The organism is Paenibacillus plantarum (assembly GCF_013141695.1).
Classification (GTDB): Bacteria; Bacillota; Bacilli; order Paenibacillales; family NBRC-103111; genus Paenibacillus_E; species Paenibacillus_E plantarum.
In genome coordinates this window covers 23,870-43,874 of sequence record NZ_WHNY01000044.1, presented here as the reverse complement: position 1 = coordinate 43,874, position 20,005 = coordinate 23,870, and the positions used below count along the sequence as shown (strand labels likewise).

Genomic DNA, 20,005 nt, shown 5'->3' with positions numbered 1-20,005 from the left:
TAATTGGCGTAGTATTCGCGTTTTTCACTTGGCTTAAATTTTATATTTGTCTCTATCAAACAAGAAGTGATGCCGATTCTTTATCCAAGTACAAGTGCCAGTTTGAATGTCTTTTCAATATACTTGCGGGATTCATCGGTGACAGCTCACCTTCAATTGCGTTAAGGATTGCATTTGCCTTGATGCGATGTGGCACACAAGAGATAATACAGTCGCTCTGCATGATTTGATGAACGGTCATAGAGATTGCTTGGTTGGGAACTTCTTCCAAACCGGGGAACCATCCCTCGCCGACTTGTTGGTTTTTGCATTGTTCATCCAGATTAACGACAATGTATGCTTCTCTCGTTTCAAAATCCGCTGGCGGATCATTAAACGCAATATGCCCATTTTCGCCAATGCCGATCAAAGCAAGATCAATGGGCGCTTTGGCTATCTGTTCTGTTAACGTATGAATCGTTTCTTCGATATTGCTATCACCATTTACAAAATGAACTTCATTAATCGGTACATGTTCCGTAAACCTCTCTTTTAAATACTTGCGAAAGCTTGCGGGATGCCGCTCTGACAGCCCCACATATTCATCCAGATGAAACATTTCAACGTGACTCCACTCTATATTCAGTTTGACGAACGCTTGAAAGAAACCGAATTGAGAAGCCCCTGTTGATAAAATGATGCGTGCTTTGCCTTTCTTCTGAATGGCTTCCATAATTACTTCTGAAGCGTGTTTTGCTGCTTTTTCACCAAGCTCAATTGAATTGTCGTTAATAATCATTTCCATTAGATATATCTCTCCTATAGACCGATTTACTCGCTTGAATGGTTTCCTCGACTACAATCTTGCCGTCAGGCATACATCTGAATAGGGTGAGATCGCTCATTGTTTCCACGAGTCCCCTTTCAGTTTTCAATTTCATTACTTTCAAAGGTTGGATCGTAACCGATTCAATAGCCTGCCTTAAAGGAATTCCAACATATTGCATGATATTTTCTAAATTATGGGGCATTGTTACACCCGATCCTGCTAATATTCTTGCATCCTTGGCTACTGTTAATCGTCCATCTACATGTATATCAACTTCCCCACCGATCAGACTTGCATAGCGACCAGGCGGTTGCCCCCCTAATGCTACGCAATCCGTCACAAGTAGAAAGTTGTCTTGTTTCGCACGAACCATTACTTTCAGAACATCTGGATGCAAATGATGACCATCTGCTATGAAAGCAGCACAAAGCCGATCTTCAGCCAATTGATGCCAAATATAATGGGGATGTCGAGGCAGAATTGGATGGGAACCATTACCTAAATGTGTCGATAGGGTAGCACCAGCCTCAACTGCTGCTTGGATCTGTTCTGCTGTTGCTGCGGTATGCCCGATGCTAACGACCACGCCACTTGCCACAGCCTTAGCGATGAAATCAATTGCCCCTTCACGCTCAGGAGCCAATGTAAGCAGTTTAATTCGGTAACCGCTTACCTCTTGAAACCGACAAAATTCCTCCCAACTCGGATCTCGCACATACTGCAGGGGGTGAGCCCCTCTTGGTCCGTCTTCAGTTGATATATAGGGACCTTCGAGATGAATGCCAAGTATGGCTCTATTCACACACTCATTCCTATTACACATTAGATTAATCTGATGTAATGCTTGAACGATGCGCTCATAGCTTCCTGTAATAATAGTTGGATAATAGCTGGTAACTCCATGCTGAAACATGATATCTGTGAGTGATTCAATATCTTCATTAGTCGTATTCATTCCATTAATGTCATAACCTCTATACCCGTTGACTTGAAGGTCTATCCATCCTGGAGAAACCCATAGTGTATCTTTGGATGGAGTGAACGTTCCTAAACTGTTTATACTCACAACACAATCTTCTTCCAATGTAATATTCAACCATTCATCATTTCGTACATTCCTTGCCTGTATTGTTCGTTGTATTGCCATTACCTCCAATCAATTGGGAACTCTATGTAGCCTTATAATAGGACAAATTAAGATTGTTGTCTTGACCTAATATGATAAAATGGTATAAAAATAAACCTATCTTGCGATTTGCGATCGGACTATTCTATCCATTGAAAGGTGCTCTGCGTTATGAAAAATCCGAAAATTCCGATTGAATACGGAAGCGAATTGGAGGGATTTTACTTCCAACATCTCTCTCGTAAATCACATTTTGAACGAAACAATCATTATCACGCAGCATACGAAATATACTTTCTCATTTCTGGCAATCGCCACTATTTTATCAAGGATCGATTTTATTTAGCGCAAGCTGGCGATATCATTTTTATCAACAAATATGATGTTCATAAAACCTTACCTGTAGACCATCTTCAGCCTGAGCATGAACGAGTGCTTGTTAATTTCTCCGAAGCCTATTTAGGTATAAGCCATCTCTATCAGACTCCATCACTTTTGAATATTTTTCAATCCACGTCTAATCTTTATCGACTTAGCCCACATGATATCGATTACGTTCGATATTTATTCAACAGAATGGCACATGAGGTTGAAAACAAGGAAGCTGGATTTGAAATTTACTTAAGACTCCTGCTAACCGAACTGTTACTATTCTCTGAACGACTCGACAATAAATATCCATTGCTAACGGAGATAAATCCTAGCTCACTACATGGCAGGATTACACATGTCGTAAAATATATTGATGCGAATTTCTCAGAAAAGATTAGCTTAGAACAGGTTGCCCAGCTTGTATTTATCAGTCCAGCCTATTTAAGCCGAAATTTCAGAGCTATTACTGGATTTACCTTCGTTGGTTACATTCAGCATGTTCGAATTAGGCATGCCAAGCATCTCCTCCTTGAAAGCAATCAAAAAATGAGTGAAATTGCTGCAGCCGTAGGCTTTGACAACTTTACTCATTTCAACAGAACATTCAAGAAATTAGTTTTAACAAATCCTTTGAAATACCGAATGGATAACCAAACTCATCAGAAGAATTAACAATTTCTTAGACAACTAATTTAACTGGAAACGGAATTCAGTCTTCTGTTCACCTCATCGGATAAAGACAAATTGAGATAACCATCTAATAGGATTATAACCTTTAAAAATCCCTCAGTTACGCTACAATTAGGTAATTAGAATCCATAGGAGGTTATTATTTTGTCCAAAATCAAGGTTGCTATTATCGGATGCGGCACGATTGCTAGCTCCTCACACATCAAAGCTTATATGGCCAATCCCGACGCAGAGATCAAGTATTTCTGCGACCTCATTAAGGAGAAGGCTGATAAAGCTGTGATCGACAATAGTTGCGGGGAAGCTATTGATGATTATCGTATTATTCTGAATGATCCGGAGATTGAAGCCGTTTCCATCTGTACACCGAATCACGTTCATGCTTCCATTTCCATTGATTGCTTACGTGCGGGCAAGAACGTGCTCTGCGAGAAACCTGCTGCAAGAACCTACGCAGAAGCTTTGGAGATGCAGAAGGTTCAGCATGAAACCGGACTTGTGTTGAATATTGGTGTTGTGAACCGATTTAATACGGAAGTTAATCTGATTAAGAAGATGATCGCAGACGGCGATCTTGGAGAGCTATACCACGTATACGTCAGCTTCCGTTCCCATCGTTCGATTCCGGGATTAGGTGGTGCATTCACGACCAAGTCTATCGCAGGAGGCGGTGCATTGATCGACTGGGGTGTCCATTTTCTCGATATCGTTATGTATTGTGCGGGTGATCCGCTACCTAAGACGGTTTCCGGACAAGCATATAGCAAATTGGGTGTTGACATACCGAATTATTCGTATTTAAACATGTGGTCAGGTCCTCCGAACTTCACTGGCACCTATGACGTGGATGACTTCGTTACGGCAATGATCAGAACCCAAGGACCGACAATAAGCTTAAACGGTGCATGGGCACAGAATATTGGCGTAAACGAAATGTATATTGACTTCATCGGTGACAAAGCAGGGATCCGCCTTCAATATGGCAAAGGATTTAAAGTTTACAACGCGAAGGATGGTGTATTGCTGGAGACAACCCCTTCCACTAGACCCGTTGACATGTTCCAATGTGAGATCGATGCGTTCCTCGATTGCATCCGTACCGGTGAGAAGCTACCTTCCCATATCGATACTGTGATTCTTTCCTCGCAAATTATCCAAGGGATATACGACTCATCCGATTTAAATAGAGAGATTGCATTTTAACACAGTTATGGAGGTTGAAAATATGAAAAAAATCGGTTTTATTGACTATTTTCTCGATGAATGGCATGCAAATAAATATCCGGAATGGATCGAACAGGCATCCGGTGGAACAATGAAGGTAGCCTACGCTTATGGCATGAAGGATGCACCGAACGGGCGGGACAATGCTACCTGGTGCCAAGAAATGGGCATCGAGCTACTGCCTACGATTGAAGCTGTCGTGGAGAACAGCGATTATTTGGTTGTTCTCTCGCCGGACCATCCAGAATTTCATGAAGCGCTGAGTTTGCTCCCCCTACAGTCTGGAAAACCGACCTTCGTCGACAAGACCTTTGCTCCCAACAGACTGACGGCAATTAAGCTCTTCCAGTTAGCAGCGAAGCACAGCACGCCGCTCTATTCCTCCTCCGCCCTACGATTTGCTCCCGAATATGTGGAGGCGAGTGGTAAGGAGATCGATACACTGTGCAGCCAAGGCCCAGGTCAATACGCTAACTATGCCGTTCATCAGATCGAGCCAATCGTAGCTCTCATGGGGACCGAAGCCCAACGGATTATGTCCATTGGGACGAGGCAAACCCCTGCCCTATTAATCGGTTTTTCTCACGGGCGGCAAGCAACGCTTCATCATATAGAAGGCAGTCCATTCCTTCTTGCCATGCATTTTGAAGACGGGAGTTCCGCAAGAATAACAGCTCAATCAGATTTCTTTGCCTCTTTCATTAGAAATCTGGTACAATTTTTCCGTACAGGTATTTCAACGGTTGAACCGGCGGAGACGATTGAGGTCATCACTCTGATCGAGTATGGGCTATTAGCTGCACAAACGCCGTATCACTGGATCGAGTTACCGAGTAAATCCTGCGAATAGAGGCCATAAGTCTAATGGACATAAAAGATGCGTTGCAAGCTGGCTGTCTGTTTCATTTTGATAATTTCTTTGCCAAAGATCAGGAACCATACGGTTGTGTTAAGCTTTTCCAGATCGGGGAAATTTGCTGTGAAAGCGGCTATGTCGTTCGGGCACATAACCAATACTGTCTAGAGATAAGCTGCATCGTATCAGGAAGTGGTTATTTCCATATCGACGATACCCGCATCCAAGTGGATGCGGGAGATATCGTGTTCAACAACGTCGGACATATTCATGCAATTACAGCCGACCGCTCCAATATGCTGCGCTACCTATACATGGGATTTAATTTCAATGACGAGACTGACAAGGCGTTTACCGAAATTCAGGCATATCTCCAGTCGGCTCCTTATCATTTCTCCAAAGATACGCATGATCTGCTTATTCCTTTCTTGCGCGTCATCGATGAATTTTATTCCCAAAAGCCCTATTCCCGCACAATGATTCGGAATTACTTGGAAGAAATCATTGTCTCCTCCTACCGGTCTTTCACCAATAAAGCTGAAAATGTGACACGCTATGCGACGGAAAAGTCTCCCCAATCGGTTGGGCATACCGTCTATTCGGTCATCCGCTACATCGAGAATCATATAGTTGGGCTTGAAAGCATCAAGACGCTTTCCCAAGAATTAAACTACAACTCCACCTACTTGTCCCACGTATTCAAGCAAAGAACAGGCATGACCTTGCAGCGCTATATTAATCACAAAAAGATTGAGAAGGCGCTGGAAATGCTCAAGTACGGCAATATCTCTATTAGTCAAGTGTCCGACATGCTCGGTTATGCAACGATCCAATCGTTCAGCAAGGCTTTCTCTCGTATTATGGGATACCCGCCATCTCGTTATGTCGCCAAGCAACGTGAGCGGAATGAATAAACTGAAAAATAATGGATTATAAAACAATTTATACCGCCTAATCCATTATCCTCAGTACGTTCATAGGAATATCCCCCATAAATTACTTCATGGCCATCATTCCGTGGGATATCCCACTGCAATTGCATCGATTTCTACGAGAAGATCATAGTTAAGATCACAATAGATCGTCGTTCTTGCCGGATAGGGAGCCTGAAAAAACTGTCTGTACGTTTCATTGAACTCCTGATAGTCGCTTCGATTGGTTAAATACACATTTACTTTGACCAGATCCTGGAACGTTAAATTAGCTGCGCTCAAAATTTCCCCAATATTATTCATAGTCTTTATCGTCTGGGTCTGTACATCAGTTCCAATGATCTCTCCTGTCTGCAGATCAATGGAGCCTTGTCCTGAAATGTATAATGTATTTGTCGTCTGTATCGCAGAAGAGAATGGTTTCGTATTTGGATAAGGCAACGTAATTTCTTTGTTCATTGTAATCTCCCCTTATAATTATGCTTAAAATACAAATCTACCTCTGACATACTAACACGCTGCTTCTGATACAAGGCCTCCATACCGAGATTGACCATCGCTGAGGTGAGAAAGGTCCTCTCGTGGGGAACTGCTGAGACGTGATTGAGCATCAGTGCTTCTATTTCCCGTGTCAAAACCCCGAAATGCCCAAATGGCCGCCATGTATCCAAATCAATCATCGCAGACTGTATGGGTTGATCTTTACTTCGGACTGCCATCGACCACTGGTTCACAAATTCCTGCAATTGAACAACGTATCCTCTCGTTCCATCCTTATACTGAAAGATGAACAATACCGGATCTGGAATATATACACGAGGATGCTGACCTAACGTCGAAGGATTAGCCGATAGGGCAGCTTGAAGCAAATCGTCAGGCCATTCCTTACGTTCCAAGGAACTCCATACTTCTTCCCCCTCTATGGCTTCTACCCACTCAACCCCAGTTTCGCCCCCACAGCGGTGCTCGGCAACACTCTGCATGATTTCCATCGCATGAAAGCCATAGGATTCAGGATGCAGCCAACTAACAACAAGAATCTCATTAAGCTCTTGCATCTCTGCCGAGGCAATAGGCGGTACTGTTGCTATAAGAGGCAACGATGAGCCACCAAAAAATGGGATATTTCTCCGCATAAGCTCATTATAAATCCAGACGGTATCCTGAAAATCATAGGCCAAATGTTTATCTGAGAAAATTGGGATCGTGATCCCTTGGAAATCAAAGGCTTGGAATATTTCCTCAAAAAACTTTCTTCTTGGATACATCCTCTGTCTCTTCTCATTAAATGGATAGTTGCCATGCTCACAGATAAGAATAACGCCATCTAGATCCTCCACGTCTAAAGCATCGGCTATCGTGGAATGAATCGGAATATGATAGGAATTAGACACATAGTGGCTCAAGTCATTACGAGGTATTTGATCCACATAGATAGATACCACATCGATTGAGGGGGAATAGCCAAATTCCCCGATTAATCTCCCGATGATCAGCTCCGCATGGGAATTGAAACGATATTCACTGATAATCGCAGCTACCCGTTTACGCCGGCTTTTATTGCTCATCAGGGGGCTCCTTCATAGTATGAAGCACCGTTTTAAGCCACTGAACTAAGGAACTCGTAATCGCTTCTATATATACTTGCCCTTTTTCTTCCGAAGCCCCTATTGGTGAATCTGTGTATCCATCATGTCCTGTCAGTATGCCATGCTTACCAACAAAGGTGCCGGGAACTCCAGTTCCAATCCAAGAAACACTCGGATGATCCTTCTTAAAGCTCATCTCATCGACCCATTCCCGACGAATTGCCATCACCATGGACGACTCGAATGCTCCCGCATGACCAGGTATAATCCCGGCTTCCGTCATTCGATATTCATGCAGCACTTCACTTGCGATACGCCAGTATGAAGCAGATGCAGTCCATACAGCGTGCTTTACTGCCAAGTCATTCGCAGCTTGTTGCATGAGAGGTTCATTACCCCCATGCGCGTTTATATAAATAATTTTGTTAAAGCCGCATTGAACGAGGCTATTTCCAATATCAGAGAGCATCTGCAAATAGGTTGTAGATGTGAAGGAAAGCGTCCCCCCAAAGTTCTTATGATGCTCTGAGCACCCTATGGAGAGCATAGGAGTCATAAGCAGCGAAACGGTTTCCGCTGCAAGCTGCACAGCCTTGGTGACAACCGATTCACAGATCATACTGTCTGTATAGACAGGTAAATGAGGGCCATGTTGCTCCGTTGCGGCAAGGGGTACGACGACTGCTCCTCCGCTCTTGGCGAATGCTGTGATCTGATCCCTGGTTAATGCATGAAAGAGATGAGATCTGATCATAGCTTATATCCCCCATCAATCGTAATCTTCGTTCCAGTTATATATGAGGATGCATCAGACAGCAGGAAAGCGGACAGCTTAGCTACTTCCTCCGGTGTACCGCTGCGCTTCAATAGTGTAAGCTTGCGAATAGCCCCCAGCTGTTCTTCCGTCATTGCAGCTATTTGTTCTATCGTTTTAATATCCCCGGGAGCAATTACATTCGCACGAATCCCTTGGTCTGCATAATCAAAAGCAATAAGCTTGGTAAATTGATTCATACCTGCTTTTGCCGTCCCATAAGCTAAATTGGCCACAGCCCCAGTCTCGCCCAATACGGAAGAGGTATTAACTATGGCACCTCCACCATGCTGAATCATCAGTTGAATACTGTATTTATTCACCAAAAACGTACTAGTCAAGGAACCAAGCAAAACATGATTCCATTCTTCTAGGGACAAATCGAGCGCTGCTTTCTGAACCTGCGTGTATACAGTATGCAGTAATCCATCCAATCGGCCAAAGCTGCTGCGTATGGATTCGATCAGTTGGATCACCTGCGCTTCATCATTCGCATCGGATTGGATGAAGAGCAGGCGCGATGGTCCATATTCCTTACTTAATTGAAACATATCAGGAAATAGTTCCAGCTCTAGTTGATCGCAGAACGCCACGACGGCACCCTCATCTAAAAAGCATTTTACCGAGGCTCTTCCAATCTTCCCCAGTGCACCCGTTACTAAAATTACTTTTCCTTCTAAAGCTTGCAAATTCACTCACCTCATCATTTATCGTAATCGAGCTTAACTAGGTTTGCTTACCTATCAGTTCTCCACATCGTCCAGCACCTACCTGGGACTTCTGTCCGGAAGTGTTCAATATTTCCGTTATCCGATATGGTGACGTAACAGTCGCGCCCATCCTCCCCGCCAAAGGTCAGATTAGTACAATTCAGCCCAATTAGTGGAATATCGAAGAGCAGCTCTCCAGTTGAAGAAACTTTGGCAATGCAACCCTTGCCAAAACGGGTCACATACAAGTTCCCCTGTGCATCACAGCGCATACCGTCCAAACCATAATCAGGAAATTGGATAAATATACGCTTATTGCTAATCTCATAATCAGTCGAAAGATCATATGCCCAAATGGTACGTTGAATCGTTTCATTGACATAGAGCACCCGTTCATCCGGGCTAACCTCAATACCGTTGGTCGTCCCCATGTGAGCTTCAAGCAGCTTCACATTACCATCCGTGTCGATCCGCCATAATTGTCCAGTAGAATCACTCCAATTTGGATCGCTTGCAAACAGTACACCTTGCGAAGTAATGGCAAGATCGTTAGGCTGATGCATGCGCAGCTCATGAGCCCATACGGATACAACACCCGTCTTTACATCTACTTTCAACACATTATGACCCGTATGGTCGGCAACGAAAATCTCATCTTGGGCATTCATCCTCATCCCGCAGCCTGTACTTCCTTCCGGAAGCTCAATCCAAAGACTACTTTCCCCTTGCGGGTTCACTTGTCCAATCGTATGTCTTCGTTCGTAATTGACAGCATATAGGTTGCCCTCCCTATCACAAACTGGTCCCTCAATACTTGTCGTAAAGCCAGATGGTGCAGTATAAGCACGCGATCTATACAACGGCGCATCCATTTGCATCCCCCCTCAATCCATAGTAAGCATAGTGTCCTCAAAACTAACAAGCTTGAGAGCGAAGCGTAAGCTTATGGAAGCAGATGTGCTCCTCCTGGAATCGGGAACATGGGCAGACTACGGAAGCCTTCCGCATATTTAACACCCGGACCTTGACCACGGAAGCTCGAGGTTCTGACCATATTGGCAACAATATCGGAACCGTACATATGCTGCAGCCAAATATCTTGGCTTGCATGACACTTAAGCATCTTGGCTTTCGTTTGAATCGTATCGGTAATATCGACATAAGCTTCTGGCTGAAAATCGATACCGCCCACATTGTCATACATGAATACATGTGGAATTTTAACCATTGCCGGATATTCAGTAACGATCAAGGGGACGGTAACCGGTATGCGGCAGTCAATTGAAATTTCCGAACAGATCCGATGGTCAGGATGATAGTCATTGTTGCTATGTACAAGCATCACATCAGGATTCGCTTTGCGGATCGCATTGATAAAAGTCATTCTTGATTCGCGGTTATGAAACAGGAATTCATCATCGTAATTCAGCCAAATCAAATCCGCACCGATCACATCAGCACTAGCCTGGGCTTCCTTATAACGTACATCCGCGATTTCTTTCATGGTCAATGTCGGCGATCCCACATTGCCATTGGTTGCAATCAAAATCGTCACTTGGTCGCCTCGTCCAGCATATTTCGCTAAAGTTCCTCCACAACAGAGCTCAACATCATCCGGATGTGCGCCAATTGCCAAAATCCTCATGTATTAAACCACCTCAAAATGGATTATAAAATCTGACCAATACGCGGTTGGAATTGCGGATCCTGTGGATCATAGAAAACCATTTCCCGTTCAAAATTGGTGCCAAAGTGATCCAGCTTGGTAATATCCAAATCAATGCCGAAGCCAGGTCGATCGGGCACAGTTATTTTCCCTTGATTAAAGACAAGTTCCTCACGAAGTAGATCACCCTTCATGAACTTAAGATGTGTATCATTTGCAAAAGGGAAATTGCGAGAAGAAGCCACCATATGAATATTACCTAAAGTTCCTATTCCCGTTTCCGCCCAGCTACCGGTCACACACCAAATTCCGGCATGATTGGCTAAATCGACAATTTGCTTCGCTTTCAAGATGCCTCCTGCTTCGGATGGGTAGACTAGAAAGCACGCACATGCTCTTTTATCAATCAGGCGGAGCGCATCCTCATAAGTAGCACAGCCTTCATCCGCAATAATAGGTACATCTACTGCACGGGCTACAGCTGCCATACCGTCCACGTCATCATACCGAGTGGGCTGCTCAACCATTTGCAAATCATATTTCTCCATTTTGCGAATGGCCTTAATGGCCGTTGGTACACTCCAATTCTGATTGGCATCTATTCGGATCTTCATCGCGGGGCCAACTGCTTCACGCACGGCCTTTACACGCAAGGTATCCAAATCAATATCGCGCCCAACCTTCAACTTCAATTCGGAATACCCTGCTGCAGCAAATTTCCGCGCTTCTTCGGCATTATTTTCTGGTTTATCGATAAAAATGTAGCCCGCGAAAGCTACTTCCCGTTTGACCTTCCCGCCTAATAAATTATAGACGGGTGTATTAAGAATTTTCCCCCGCAGATCAAGCAAGGCCATTTCAATGCCTGCCATACCGTAATAACCAATTTCCTTCCAATTTACACTGTATTCCTCGAGCTGATGGAGAATAGATTCCAACTCCATCGGGTCGCGACCGATCACGAAAGGCGCAAATTCTTTGTCAACTACCGTTTGAATTACCGGAATGGTTGGCCCTACGGATTCACCGATCCCAATTAATCCTTCATCTGTCTCAATCTGAACAATTAATGAGGGTGCGCTGTAGCGCGTACCTCCGGACCATTTTTCTCCTTTATAAAAAGGGATTTTAATGGCTTTTGTGTGAACCGCTGTGATTTTCATTGCGACTCCTCCTCAAGTTTTCTTTATTTTCACTCGCAATCGCTGAATTATTTGTGGTTAACAATCACTTTTACGACCTCATCAGGTTCGTTTCGTGCAAATTCAACGGCTTTATCCAATTCATTGAACTCATAATATTGGGTGATTAAGGGTTTTACCTGCACGCTACCGGACGCCATCATTTCGATAACCCGCAGCCATACCTGCGGAGCATTTGTTGAACCTAACAATGTCAATTCCTTCAAGACGACGGTTTGAATATCGACCAAGATGGGTTCACCCGGTAATCCGAATAATAAAAGCTGTCCACCTTTTTTCAACAATTCAATGCTAAGTCGCAAAGATGACTCCGTTCCTGCCGCATCAATTACAATATCTTCGGTTTCTGCAGCAAGAGGAGCAGCATGAGCACGCAAATTGAACATAGCATCTGCACCCAGCCTTATTCCCAACTCAAGCCGTTTTTCCCGCATGCCGATTAAGCTCACCTTGCCCGCACCCGCCGCTTTTAATAGTTGCACATAGTACAACCCTGTCGGACCATCCCCTATCACACTGACATTCTGCCCTAGCTGAATGGTCAACTTATCCACTCCACCTAAGCAACAGTGGATGGTTTCGGCTTGCGTCGCTTCAGCAAAGCTGATGGAATCAGGCAGTTTATAAAGATTCGTCGACGGCATAACAAGGAACTCCTGCCAGCCTCCGGGAAATTGAAGTCCAATCTCTCCTGATTCCCTGCAACGGTGTTTATGACCGACCAAACATTCTTGGCATTTACCACAGCCTATCAAAGGATCAATGCAAACACGGTCGCCAACTTTCCATTTCACAACCCCGTCACCAATTCGTTCCACCACACCTGCCAATTCATGGCCAAGCGGAAGCGGAGGTTGGCTAAATCCGGTATGCCCCTCCATAATATGAAGATCCGTACCACAAATGCCAATGGACTTTATTCGCACTTCAACTTGATCCTTCTCCAGAGATCTCTCTCGCTCAGTGGTTCGAGTTGTCATCGCGTTGTATCCTGTCCATTCCCAAATTTGTTTCTGCATAGCTTCAAAACCTCCGTTCATACTCGGTAACCTTCTACTAATAAACTAAACGTTAACGCCGCAGTCCAATGATAATCTCTTATTACATTTACCTTTTGACGGATATCATAAGGCTCCTTGAACAGCCCTTTTCGATCACATTGAACGGGCGCAGTATGATCAGATGAATCATAATATTCGAACAATACCCCATATTGCTTATAATATTTATCCACTAGGGCAATTGTTTGTTCCTTCAACCGTTGAGCCTCTTCAAGTCTTCCCTGTCGCGTAAGCCCTATAACAATCAGATAGTTCATATTTATCCATGTCGGACCGCGCCACATATCAGTGGAATAGGACGAATGGGATAACGAGACCGATGGAACAGGTACCACACTGCCGAAATGACTGGAATCCTGCAACGCTGAAATCAGACGATCCACCCGCTCCGAAGGCAAGTCAAGTAACAGCAACGGTAGAAATCCGCTAACTGCTTTCACATTTGAAAGCTCTCCGTTGAACTTGCGATCATAATAAAATCCTTCTTCTTCATTCCACAACATAAGATGAATTGCTGAAGACATACTTTGCGAGCGGCTTCTCCAAGTCTCTGCACGCTCTGCTTCGCCAAGTTCTTCTGCAATTAACGCAGTGTAAAGCATATCGTTTGCGGCGAACACGGAGAAATCAACAACATCCAGTTGTTCTCCACTATCGAAACGCGGAGAGTTGTCAGCCCCTGACTCACCAGAACGACAATTTGTATCCAACTCAATTTTCCATTCTAGTAAACCATTTTTATTTTCATCTCGATTTGCGAGATCCCAAGCCAAATATTTCTCAAGAATGGGGAACGCATAGGCCAAATTCTCACTTTTTTTGTTACGCAGAAAGTTGTTCCATACTGCCCAGGCAAGAAGCGGCGGTTGCGTCACGGACACAAATTCCCCTGTCCAAACAGCTGTAATCGGAATCATGCCACACTCCTGCCGCATCTCCAACATCGATCGCAAAAAATCCCATGCCGCATCCGGATGAGCGTCATTCATCCCAAAGGAATGAAATGCCGAATCCCAAAGCCACATATATCGATGTGGCACGCGATTAGGCGTTGACCATCTCTGTTGTATGGCTCCTTCTTTCGACAATGTATTTACACGCATAATGCTGTAACATTTTTTCAATAAACGCAGCCTGTCTGAATGCTGTTCTACTTGATTTGCAGACAGTTCCGGGAGAAGATCGTATGATTGCAAATGTCTTTCCGCTGTATGACGCACATTAACTTCAAGTCCTTGTTGAGCTCTGTTCCCCGCTTCTTCCAATGTTCTCCCGTATGACAAGGAAAATTGGCCATCCAGCCTTCTAAGGAACACCACTTCACTGCCATGCTCAGGGTTAGAGCCCAGCTTACTTACATCAGGACTTACTTCACCCCCATTCAGTTCTTTCTCAACGCTAATCAATAGATGCATTGGAGCTATCCCGACTAATGTATGCCACTCGGCATAGGTTAAGATAACATGGCCCTCCTCCCAATCTGCCACGAACGTATCTCCGGTTATGACGCGTACATGACTAGTTTGTGGAATACTTATATTCAATCTGCGTCTAATTGGGGTATGAATTAGAAACTGTCCTATCCCGCTGCCCGAAGTAGCTACAAATTGTGCAGCCGAATCTGTCGTGCCATCTAACCCGGAATAGGCAAATAAAATCCCTTCCCCCCAGATATCAGGCTGATGTTTGTTCAAATATAGCGCTTGCAATGATTCCATTTCCCTTTAAGCCTCCTAATATTCCATAGAATTCTGCATTGGTGATGACCGCATCAATAAAACACGCCTGATAGGATGAGTACTCCGTCAATGATTACCTCACCTATCAGGCAACTCCAAGCTTTAATTATTAACTTCAATTACTGCGATATCATCCAAGTCAATCTGATCGGTACCGTTAACATTTCCAATTCCATACAACCTAAAGTTAACAACAGCGTTATTTGCCCCTTGAGGGGCTGTAAAACGGAAGCTAACTTTCGTCCAAACCCCTGGCCCTGGTTTAACATAATTTCCAGCTTGCGAGCTCAGGTATGTGGTGCCGTTATAATCCTCTGTATACATTTTGAAGCCCAAGGCTTGCAGATTATTTGCTCGAATCCAAGCCGAAACTTCATACGTTTTGCCTGGGACAACGACCATGCCCTGTTTTACTAACACCGGGTTCATGGCTGTTGTCACTGATTTCAACGCTATGCCATAGTTGCCTGAACGGGCGCTTTCACTCGTTGTTGCGATACTGGTTCCCGCTGTGGAATAGTAACTCCAGTTTGTAGCCTTTCCAGCGTTCAATTGCTCAAATCCTGGATTCAACAATAGGTTCAAATCCTCTTGAATTTGCACATCATCTATCCATGACTGACCATCGACAGACTGATCCGCCTTGAAGTAAACCTGAACTGCTGTTGTTTGCGGCAATGCAGTGAACGACACCTCGTATCGTGTCCAACCACTATTATTATTCGTATTTCCCCATGAGTAGGAGCCTACGGTACCCATCGCAGCATTTACCTGTCTTATGCCTAATTGCACCAGACCGGCTAACGAGCTATTCTTCACCCAGCCTGACAAAACATATTTCTTACCTGCAATAACGGGAATACTTCTATCATAAGCAGTACTAAGGACATTCCAGCTGTTCGCAGGATCTGGGTCTAACCGAGCAGAAGCTAATCCACTATGCGCCTCAATTCGATCCCAGGTATTCGTTGCCATATACCATCCGTCCGCTTTCACAGCACCGGAAACTTGCTTCTCAAATCCTCCGTTATACACGGGATTTGTATCTAAGCTAACGCTGAGCGGCATCGAAATGTGAACTGCATTTCCTACCTTCGCTTCAACCTCCAACTGGTAATTACCTTCCGTTACCGTGTTTGGGATCGTTAATGTTCCTGTTATCTGTTTCATTTCTTTGCCTGCTAGCAGGACAGAAGGAGCAAGATCAACATCGATCCCTTCAAGCGCTGCATGCGACAAGTCAACCGTGATCGATTGCGATGAGTTGTTTTTCAACTCGATTGAAAACGAATGTGTTCCGGTTTGATGCAAATTCATACTGTCCGAGATGAGTGCAGCATGCAAAAGCGGTTCTATCTGCAAGAACTTCGTTGTGGACAGTGTTAAGTCTTTCCCCTTGTACTGCAATTGTAAGGCAGCCGTCACTGGATAGACGCCGGATTCCAGTTCGATAGGAATATCGAATGAATTGCTCGATGTATCGCTAGCTCCACTGCTCATATCACCAATATTGTTCTCTATTGGAGCGATCCCCGTTGCATCTGGCAACGATATTCGTATCATAGCATTCTGTATAGCCGCATCTAATGTATTTCGAACTTGAACTGTTATCGCCAGCTCGTCGCCTTGAACAGTCTGTTCGGAATCGAAATGCAGATCAATTTGCAGCGCAGTTTGAACGATAGGTTCAATATAGGAGCGGACTTTATCCAGGGCATGAATCAACTGTTCCTTTTTCCCTTCCAACGCACTATCCGTTTGTTGCTCCGTCCATTCTTCCAACTGCTCTACATTTTGTAGAGAAATAATCGCTTTTTCTAAAGATTCATCTACCGTATCAGTAACACCACTCAATGCTTGCAGTAATTGCTGTAACTGCCCAATAAGTAATCCTGTCTTATCTTTCCAGTCTATATTTGAAATCAATTCCTCGGCATCCTGCAATTGTTCCACTGCTGTGTTCACACTCGTGGTAAACGATTGAATTCGATACACGAGCGTCTGTTCAGGGGCCAACGTTACATGGAAACTATTCTCCCAGCTTGCCCACTGCTTTTGTTGATCCCCATACATGAGTTCTATCTGGTGTCCCTGCAAATTAATTGGAATACTCGTTGACTGTTCCTGTTTCGTCAGATTGATAGCCACAGCATAGCGCTCCTGCCCATGTTCCCACACACCCCACTGCACGTTGCTTCCAATGCTTTCCTGAAGCTTCGTTCCTTCAGCATTAAGATTGCCAATCAACTTCAGTTCTTCCTTAAACGAAACAAGCCCTGGCCACAATTCTGAATCTTTTAATTTCCATCCTGGATCATTAATAGAGTAATAAGCTAGACCTTTGCTCCCTGCTAGAAAAGACTGATAGGCCATATTACGGATTTGATTAATGGTCGGAAGGTAGCTATATACAGAATTCTGAAGTCTGAAGGTCTGCAAAACCGTCCAGATCGGTTTCACATCGTCTACATTCGCCACTGCACTCCTCACACTTTCACCTACCGCAGATATCGGCTGCATAAAGTCGGTTCTGTAAGGATACACATCGGTTGCAAGAATATCCGTTGCCTGACCAACCATTCGGAATGCACCCGGATCATACTCCACCATATAGGTCGGATGATCGGGGTCAATTGAACGGATCAACTTATACGCCTCCAGCAGCTCCGACTGCGGGATGCCATTTAACACCGGCTCATCCATAATCATCCACCCGAGCAAAGCGGGATGATTCTTAACTGCTGTGACCACAGCACGGGTCAACTCGAAATTCTCTTTCACCTTCATTCCCGAATATAGCTGCGCCAGCACTTTCAATCCATTGGCTTGCGCTGTATCGAGGATTATCTCCATATCTTCTACACTTCTTATACTGTTGCCTTGTACAGTATTGATTCCAACCTCCTTCAAGTACGGGTAATCTTCAACATTCGCATGATAAGCAATGACTGGGAAGAATGGTTGACCATCTACATGTACAGGGCCATTCTCCGGCAATGCCGTCGGTCGAGGCCAACGATAGATGGTTTTTTCAAGTTGATCGATTGACTGTTGCCACTCATCCTTCAAAACCACTGTAATCTGGTAAGGCTGCTGCAAATCCATGACTGTCGGATCGAAAGGGATATTCACCTCCAGAGCAGCCGGTAAACCTGTTTGCTCGAATACGGCAGAAGGACTTCCTTCAAGCGCAATCCGGATATCCACTGTTTTATTATTGAAGCTACCGTCCTCTGGACGCAGCTTAGCAAGCACAGTACCATTCGTCACATCTGGATAGTAATAAATTTGATCCGTTTCTAAGCCGACAAGCTGTCGGGGATTTATCGTTTTAATGACAGATGCGTCATCGTAATATAAGTCCCCGGTGCCAAATAGGCGTAAATAAACATACATATACTTCGAGCCCAGTGGAGCCTGAATTTCATAATTCAATTCATGCCACTGACCATCGTTCTGGGACACCGGGGCTTTTGATTCGTAACCAGTTACCCAGTTTTCGACTGTATTTTCAATGCCCGAATAGAACTCAACCTTATAACCGGCGTTTCCAGTCACTCCAATCGCTTTGAACCAGGAAGTCAACTTGTAGGTCGCCCCTTCTTCTACCGGAATGGGCTGCATGACCCACGGGTTATTGCTCTGACTCGTGAAGATAGCCATCCCGTATTCTCCCGTACGCGCTGCTTCTGTAGCGACTCCCATGAAGCTACCCCAACCATTTTGAAATGCCTTCCAATCCGTGGGAATACTGTTGGCCACAGCTTCAAAACCGCCGTTCTTCAATAGTTGTTCCACAGTAAGAGTTAAGGATACCGTCGACGTTCCTCCCTCTTGAACTTCAATTTGATCGGAAATTCCGTTAACGTATCCCGGTTTAATCACCGTGAGGGTGTACCCTCCTGCCGGCACATTAGGTATGGTATAGGTTCCTTCTGCTTTCGTTACAGCCCTCAGTCCAATGCCATTCACCAGTACAGTCGCTGATTTTAACGGAATACCTTCAACCCCATAGACCGATCCGGTAACCGTGCCTCCTACCAGTATAGGCGTTGTTGCAACAGCCGGCGGATTATAATCGATAACTATATTAGCTGGGGCAAAGTTATTGTATATGTTGACTTGCCCAGCTGTTATGCCACCAAGACTTACAAGGTCCGAAATATTATTATTAAAATTAAGTTGATTTAAGGCACCCAGAAATTGGCCTACATTCACCGGTGCACCAATTCCATGAAAGTCGATAGATCCATTGGAAAGCATAGATTCTCCCACGGTAAGACCATTTGTGGAAATTTGGTCATGCATATCGATATTGCCTTTTCCATAATATGAACCTTGAATCGTTACTTCATTGAAAGTTGAAAATTGAGATTTGCCGGTTACATACAAGGACTTACCAATAAGGAAGCTTGTATAGTTACCGCTACTGGGCATAAAGTCCAACGTACTGCTCACATTTCCTGCTACAGAAAGAGAAGAGAAACCGTGAAAGCTAATTCCTTCCCCAATAAGGTCGCCACCTATGTGGCCTACTGTAATATTGCTTCCTTGAAAAGCAATTCCCCCCTGTGCACTCATGGTTTTATCAACCGTAAAAGATCCTACACTTGAATTAAAAGTGATATCTCCAGCGGCAATTACATTCCCATGTATGGTCAACCCAGTGATGTTACCTGTAAAGGTAATCGGGCCATTACATACGACATCGCCGTAAATTGTAAGGTTTGATGTCGCGCCTATCGTGCATGAGTCTCCACCATAGAGCACTGTAGTCCCAACAGTTGTGGAATCACCAATGGACATCGTTCCATAAACATTCGAAATTGTAAGGCTGCCGGTATAAAGCTGACTTGGATAAGCCACACTGCTGCTATTCTGTGAAATAGATTTATTTCCTGCCACTACTGAACCTGGCGTCACAATGTCAAGCGGCAGTGGCTGTGCATTGAATTGCTGATTAAAGTAGCTGCTGAAGTCATCTGCAAAATTAGGATTCATCGTGTAACCACTTGCTGGATTAGAAATTTCCGCGTTACCGGTACCTAAACTGCCATAAACAACATTATTCTGAAAATTCGCCAGAACCGATGGTGTTGGTGTTACTGCATTAGCAACATTAGTTGTTAAATTCCAGCTTGAGAAAGTCAATAACATTGCTAAGCATAAGCTTACAAAAAAATTATGCTTTCTCTTTCCATTTAACATAACTTTCA

Annotated in this window: 16 protein-coding genes; 4 read left to right on the top strand and 12 right to left on the bottom strand. The window is 44.3% G+C overall.

Annotation, left to right across the window (positions count from 1 at the left end; genetic code table 11):
- Positions 1-55 precede the first annotated feature (55 nt).
- Together GC096_RS15420 and GC096_RS15415 are read right to left on the bottom strand one after the other, a co-directional pair.
- Positions 56-784 (bottom strand): glucosamine-6-phosphate deaminase, encoded by a 729-nt coding sequence (locus GC096_RS15420; protein WP_171631414.1) that lies wholly within the window; start codon positions 782-784, stop codon positions 56-58.
- Positions 768-1,955, bottom strand: coding sequence for an N-acetylglucosamine-6-phosphate deacetylase (locus GC096_RS15415; protein ID WP_171631413.1), 1,188 nt, complete (start codon positions 1,953-1,955; stop codon positions 768-770). The genes GC096_RS15420 and GC096_RS15415 overlap by 17 nt, the downstream gene beginning before the upstream one ends.
- A gap of 150 nt (positions 1,956-2,105) precedes the next feature.
- On the opposite strand from GC096_RS15415, the gene GC096_RS15410 reads away from it, so the two are divergent.
- From GC096_RS15410 to GC096_RS15395, 4 genes are all read left to right on the top strand, one after another.
- Positions 2,106-2,978: a helix-turn-helix transcriptional regulator gene (locus tag GC096_RS15410; RefSeq protein WP_171631412.1), complete on the top strand. Its 873-nt coding sequence runs from the start codon at positions 2,106-2,108 to the stop codon at positions 2,976-2,978.
- A gap of 162 nt (positions 2,979-3,140) precedes the next feature.
- Positions 3,141-4,199 (top strand): Gfo/Idh/MocA family protein, encoded by a 1,059-nt coding sequence (locus tag GC096_RS15405; protein ID WP_171631411.1) that lies wholly within the window; start codon positions 3,141-3,143, stop codon positions 4,197-4,199.
- A gap of 22 nt (positions 4,200-4,221) precedes the next feature.
- Entirely contained in the window at positions 4,222-5,070 is an 849-nt protein-coding gene (locus GC096_RS15400; RefSeq protein WP_171631410.1) for a Gfo/Idh/MocA family oxidoreductase, read from the top strand.
- A gap of 14 nt (positions 5,071-5,084) precedes the next feature.
- Positions 5,085-5,990 (top strand): AraC family transcriptional regulator, encoded by a 906-nt coding sequence (locus GC096_RS15395; protein WP_171631409.1) that lies wholly within the window; start codon positions 5,085-5,087, stop codon positions 5,988-5,990.
- Between the two features lie 96 nt (positions 5,991-6,086).
- On the opposite strand, the gene GC096_RS15390 is transcribed toward GC096_RS15395, so the two are convergent.
- From GC096_RS15390 to GC096_RS15345, 10 genes are all read right to left on the bottom strand, one after another.
- Positions 6,087-6,467 carry a RidA family protein gene (locus tag GC096_RS15390; RefSeq protein ID WP_171631408.1) on the bottom strand — a complete coding sequence of 127 codons (381 nt, stop codon included), beginning with the start codon at positions 6,465-6,467 and terminating at the stop codon, positions 6,087-6,089.
- On the bottom strand, positions 6,464-7,576 hold the full coding sequence (locus tag GC096_RS15385) for a hypothetical protein (protein WP_171631407.1): 1,113 nt from the start codon (positions 7,574-7,576) through the stop codon (positions 6,464-6,466). The genes GC096_RS15390 and GC096_RS15385 overlap by 4 nt, the downstream gene beginning before the upstream one ends.
- Positions 7,566-8,351, bottom strand: a complete 786-nt coding sequence (locus GC096_RS15380; protein WP_171631406.1) for a creatininase family protein — start codon at positions 8,349-8,351, stop codon at positions 7,566-7,568. Before GC096_RS15380 ends, GC096_RS15385 begins: the two co-directional genes overlap by 11 nt.
- Positions 8,348-9,100, bottom strand: coding sequence for an SDR family NAD(P)-dependent oxidoreductase (locus GC096_RS15375; RefSeq protein ID WP_171631405.1), 753 nt, complete (start codon positions 9,098-9,100; stop codon positions 8,348-8,350). Before GC096_RS15375 ends, GC096_RS15380 begins: the two co-directional genes overlap by 4 nt.
- 47 nt (positions 9,101-9,147) lie before the next feature.
- Entirely contained in the window at positions 9,148-9,993 is an 846-nt protein-coding gene (locus GC096_RS15370) for an SMP-30/gluconolactonase/LRE family protein (protein ID WP_171631404.1), read from the bottom strand.
- A 71-nt stretch (positions 9,994-10,064) separates the two neighbouring features.
- Positions 10,065-10,766 (bottom strand): PIG-L deacetylase family protein, encoded by a 702-nt coding sequence (locus GC096_RS15365; protein WP_171631403.1) that lies wholly within the window; start codon positions 10,764-10,766, stop codon positions 10,065-10,067.
- A 23-nt stretch (positions 10,767-10,789) separates the two neighbouring features.
- Positions 10,790-11,950 (bottom strand): mandelate racemase/muconate lactonizing enzyme family protein, encoded by a 1,161-nt coding sequence (locus GC096_RS15360; protein ID WP_171631402.1) that lies wholly within the window; start codon positions 11,948-11,950, stop codon positions 10,790-10,792.
- 47 nt (positions 11,951-11,997) lie between these two features.
- Positions 11,998-13,008: a zinc-dependent alcohol dehydrogenase gene (locus GC096_RS15355; RefSeq protein WP_171631401.1), complete on the bottom strand. Its 1,011-nt coding sequence runs from the start codon at positions 13,006-13,008 to the stop codon at positions 11,998-12,000.
- A gap of 17 nt (positions 13,009-13,025) precedes the next feature.
- Positions 13,026-14,768 (bottom strand): MGH1-like glycoside hydrolase domain-containing protein, encoded by a 1,743-nt coding sequence (locus GC096_RS15350; RefSeq protein WP_171631400.1) that lies wholly within the window; start codon positions 14,766-14,768, stop codon positions 13,026-13,028.
- A 123-nt stretch (positions 14,769-14,891) separates the two neighbouring features.
- Positions 14,892-19,997 (bottom strand): carbohydrate binding domain-containing protein, encoded by a 5,106-nt coding sequence (locus GC096_RS15345; RefSeq protein WP_171631398.1) that lies wholly within the window; start codon positions 19,995-19,997, stop codon positions 14,892-14,894.
- Positions 19,998-20,005 lie beyond the last annotated feature (8 nt).

Coding starts and splice junctions, on each gene's coding strand:
- GC096_RS15365 (WP_171631403.1), bottom strand. CDS start 10,766: ATGAGGATTTTGGCAATTGGCGCACATCCGGATGATGTTGAGCTCTGT.
- GC096_RS15415 (WP_171631413.1), bottom strand. CDS start 1,955: ATGGCAATACAACGAACAATACAGGCAAGGAATGTACGAAATGATGAA.
- GC096_RS15400 (WP_171631410.1), top strand. CDS start 4,222: ATGAAAAAAATCGGTTTTATTGACTATTTTCTCGATGAATGGCATGCA.
- GC096_RS15360 (WP_171631402.1), bottom strand. CDS start 11,950: ATGAAAATCACAGCGGTTCACACAAAAGCCATTAAAATCCCTTTTTAT.
- GC096_RS15370 (WP_171631404.1), bottom strand. CDS start 9,993: ATGGATGCGCCGTTGTATAGATCGCGTGCTTATACTGCACCATCTGGC.
- GC096_RS15380 (WP_171631406.1), bottom strand. CDS start 8,351: ATGATCAGATCTCATCTCTTTCATGCATTAACCAGGGATCAGATCACA.
- GC096_RS15410 (WP_171631412.1), top strand. CDS start 2,106: ATGAAAAATCCGAAAATTCCGATTGAATACGGAAGCGAATTGGAGGGA.
- GC096_RS15350 (WP_171631400.1), bottom strand. CDS start 14,768: ATGGAATCATTGCAAGCGCTATATTTGAACAAACATCAGCCTGATATC.
- GC096_RS15390 (WP_171631408.1), bottom strand. CDS start 6,467: ATGAACAAAGAAATTACGTTGCCTTATCCAAATACGAAACCATTCTCT.
- GC096_RS15345 (WP_171631398.1), bottom strand. CDS start 19,997: ATGTTAAATGGAAAGAGAAAGCATAATTTTTTTGTAAGCTTATGCTTA.
- GC096_RS15355 (WP_171631401.1), bottom strand. CDS start 13,008: ATGCAGAAACAAATTTGGGAATGGACAGGATACAACGCGATGACAACT.
- GC096_RS15385 (WP_171631407.1), bottom strand. CDS start 7,576: ATGAGCAATAAAAGCCGGCGTAAACGGGTAGCTGCGATTATCAGTGAA.
- GC096_RS15395 (WP_171631409.1), top strand. CDS start 5,085: ATGGACATAAAAGATGCGTTGCAAGCTGGCTGTCTGTTTCATTTTGAT.
- GC096_RS15420 (WP_171631414.1), bottom strand. CDS start 784: ATGGAAATGATTATTAACGACAATTCAATTGAGCTTGGTGAAAAAGCA.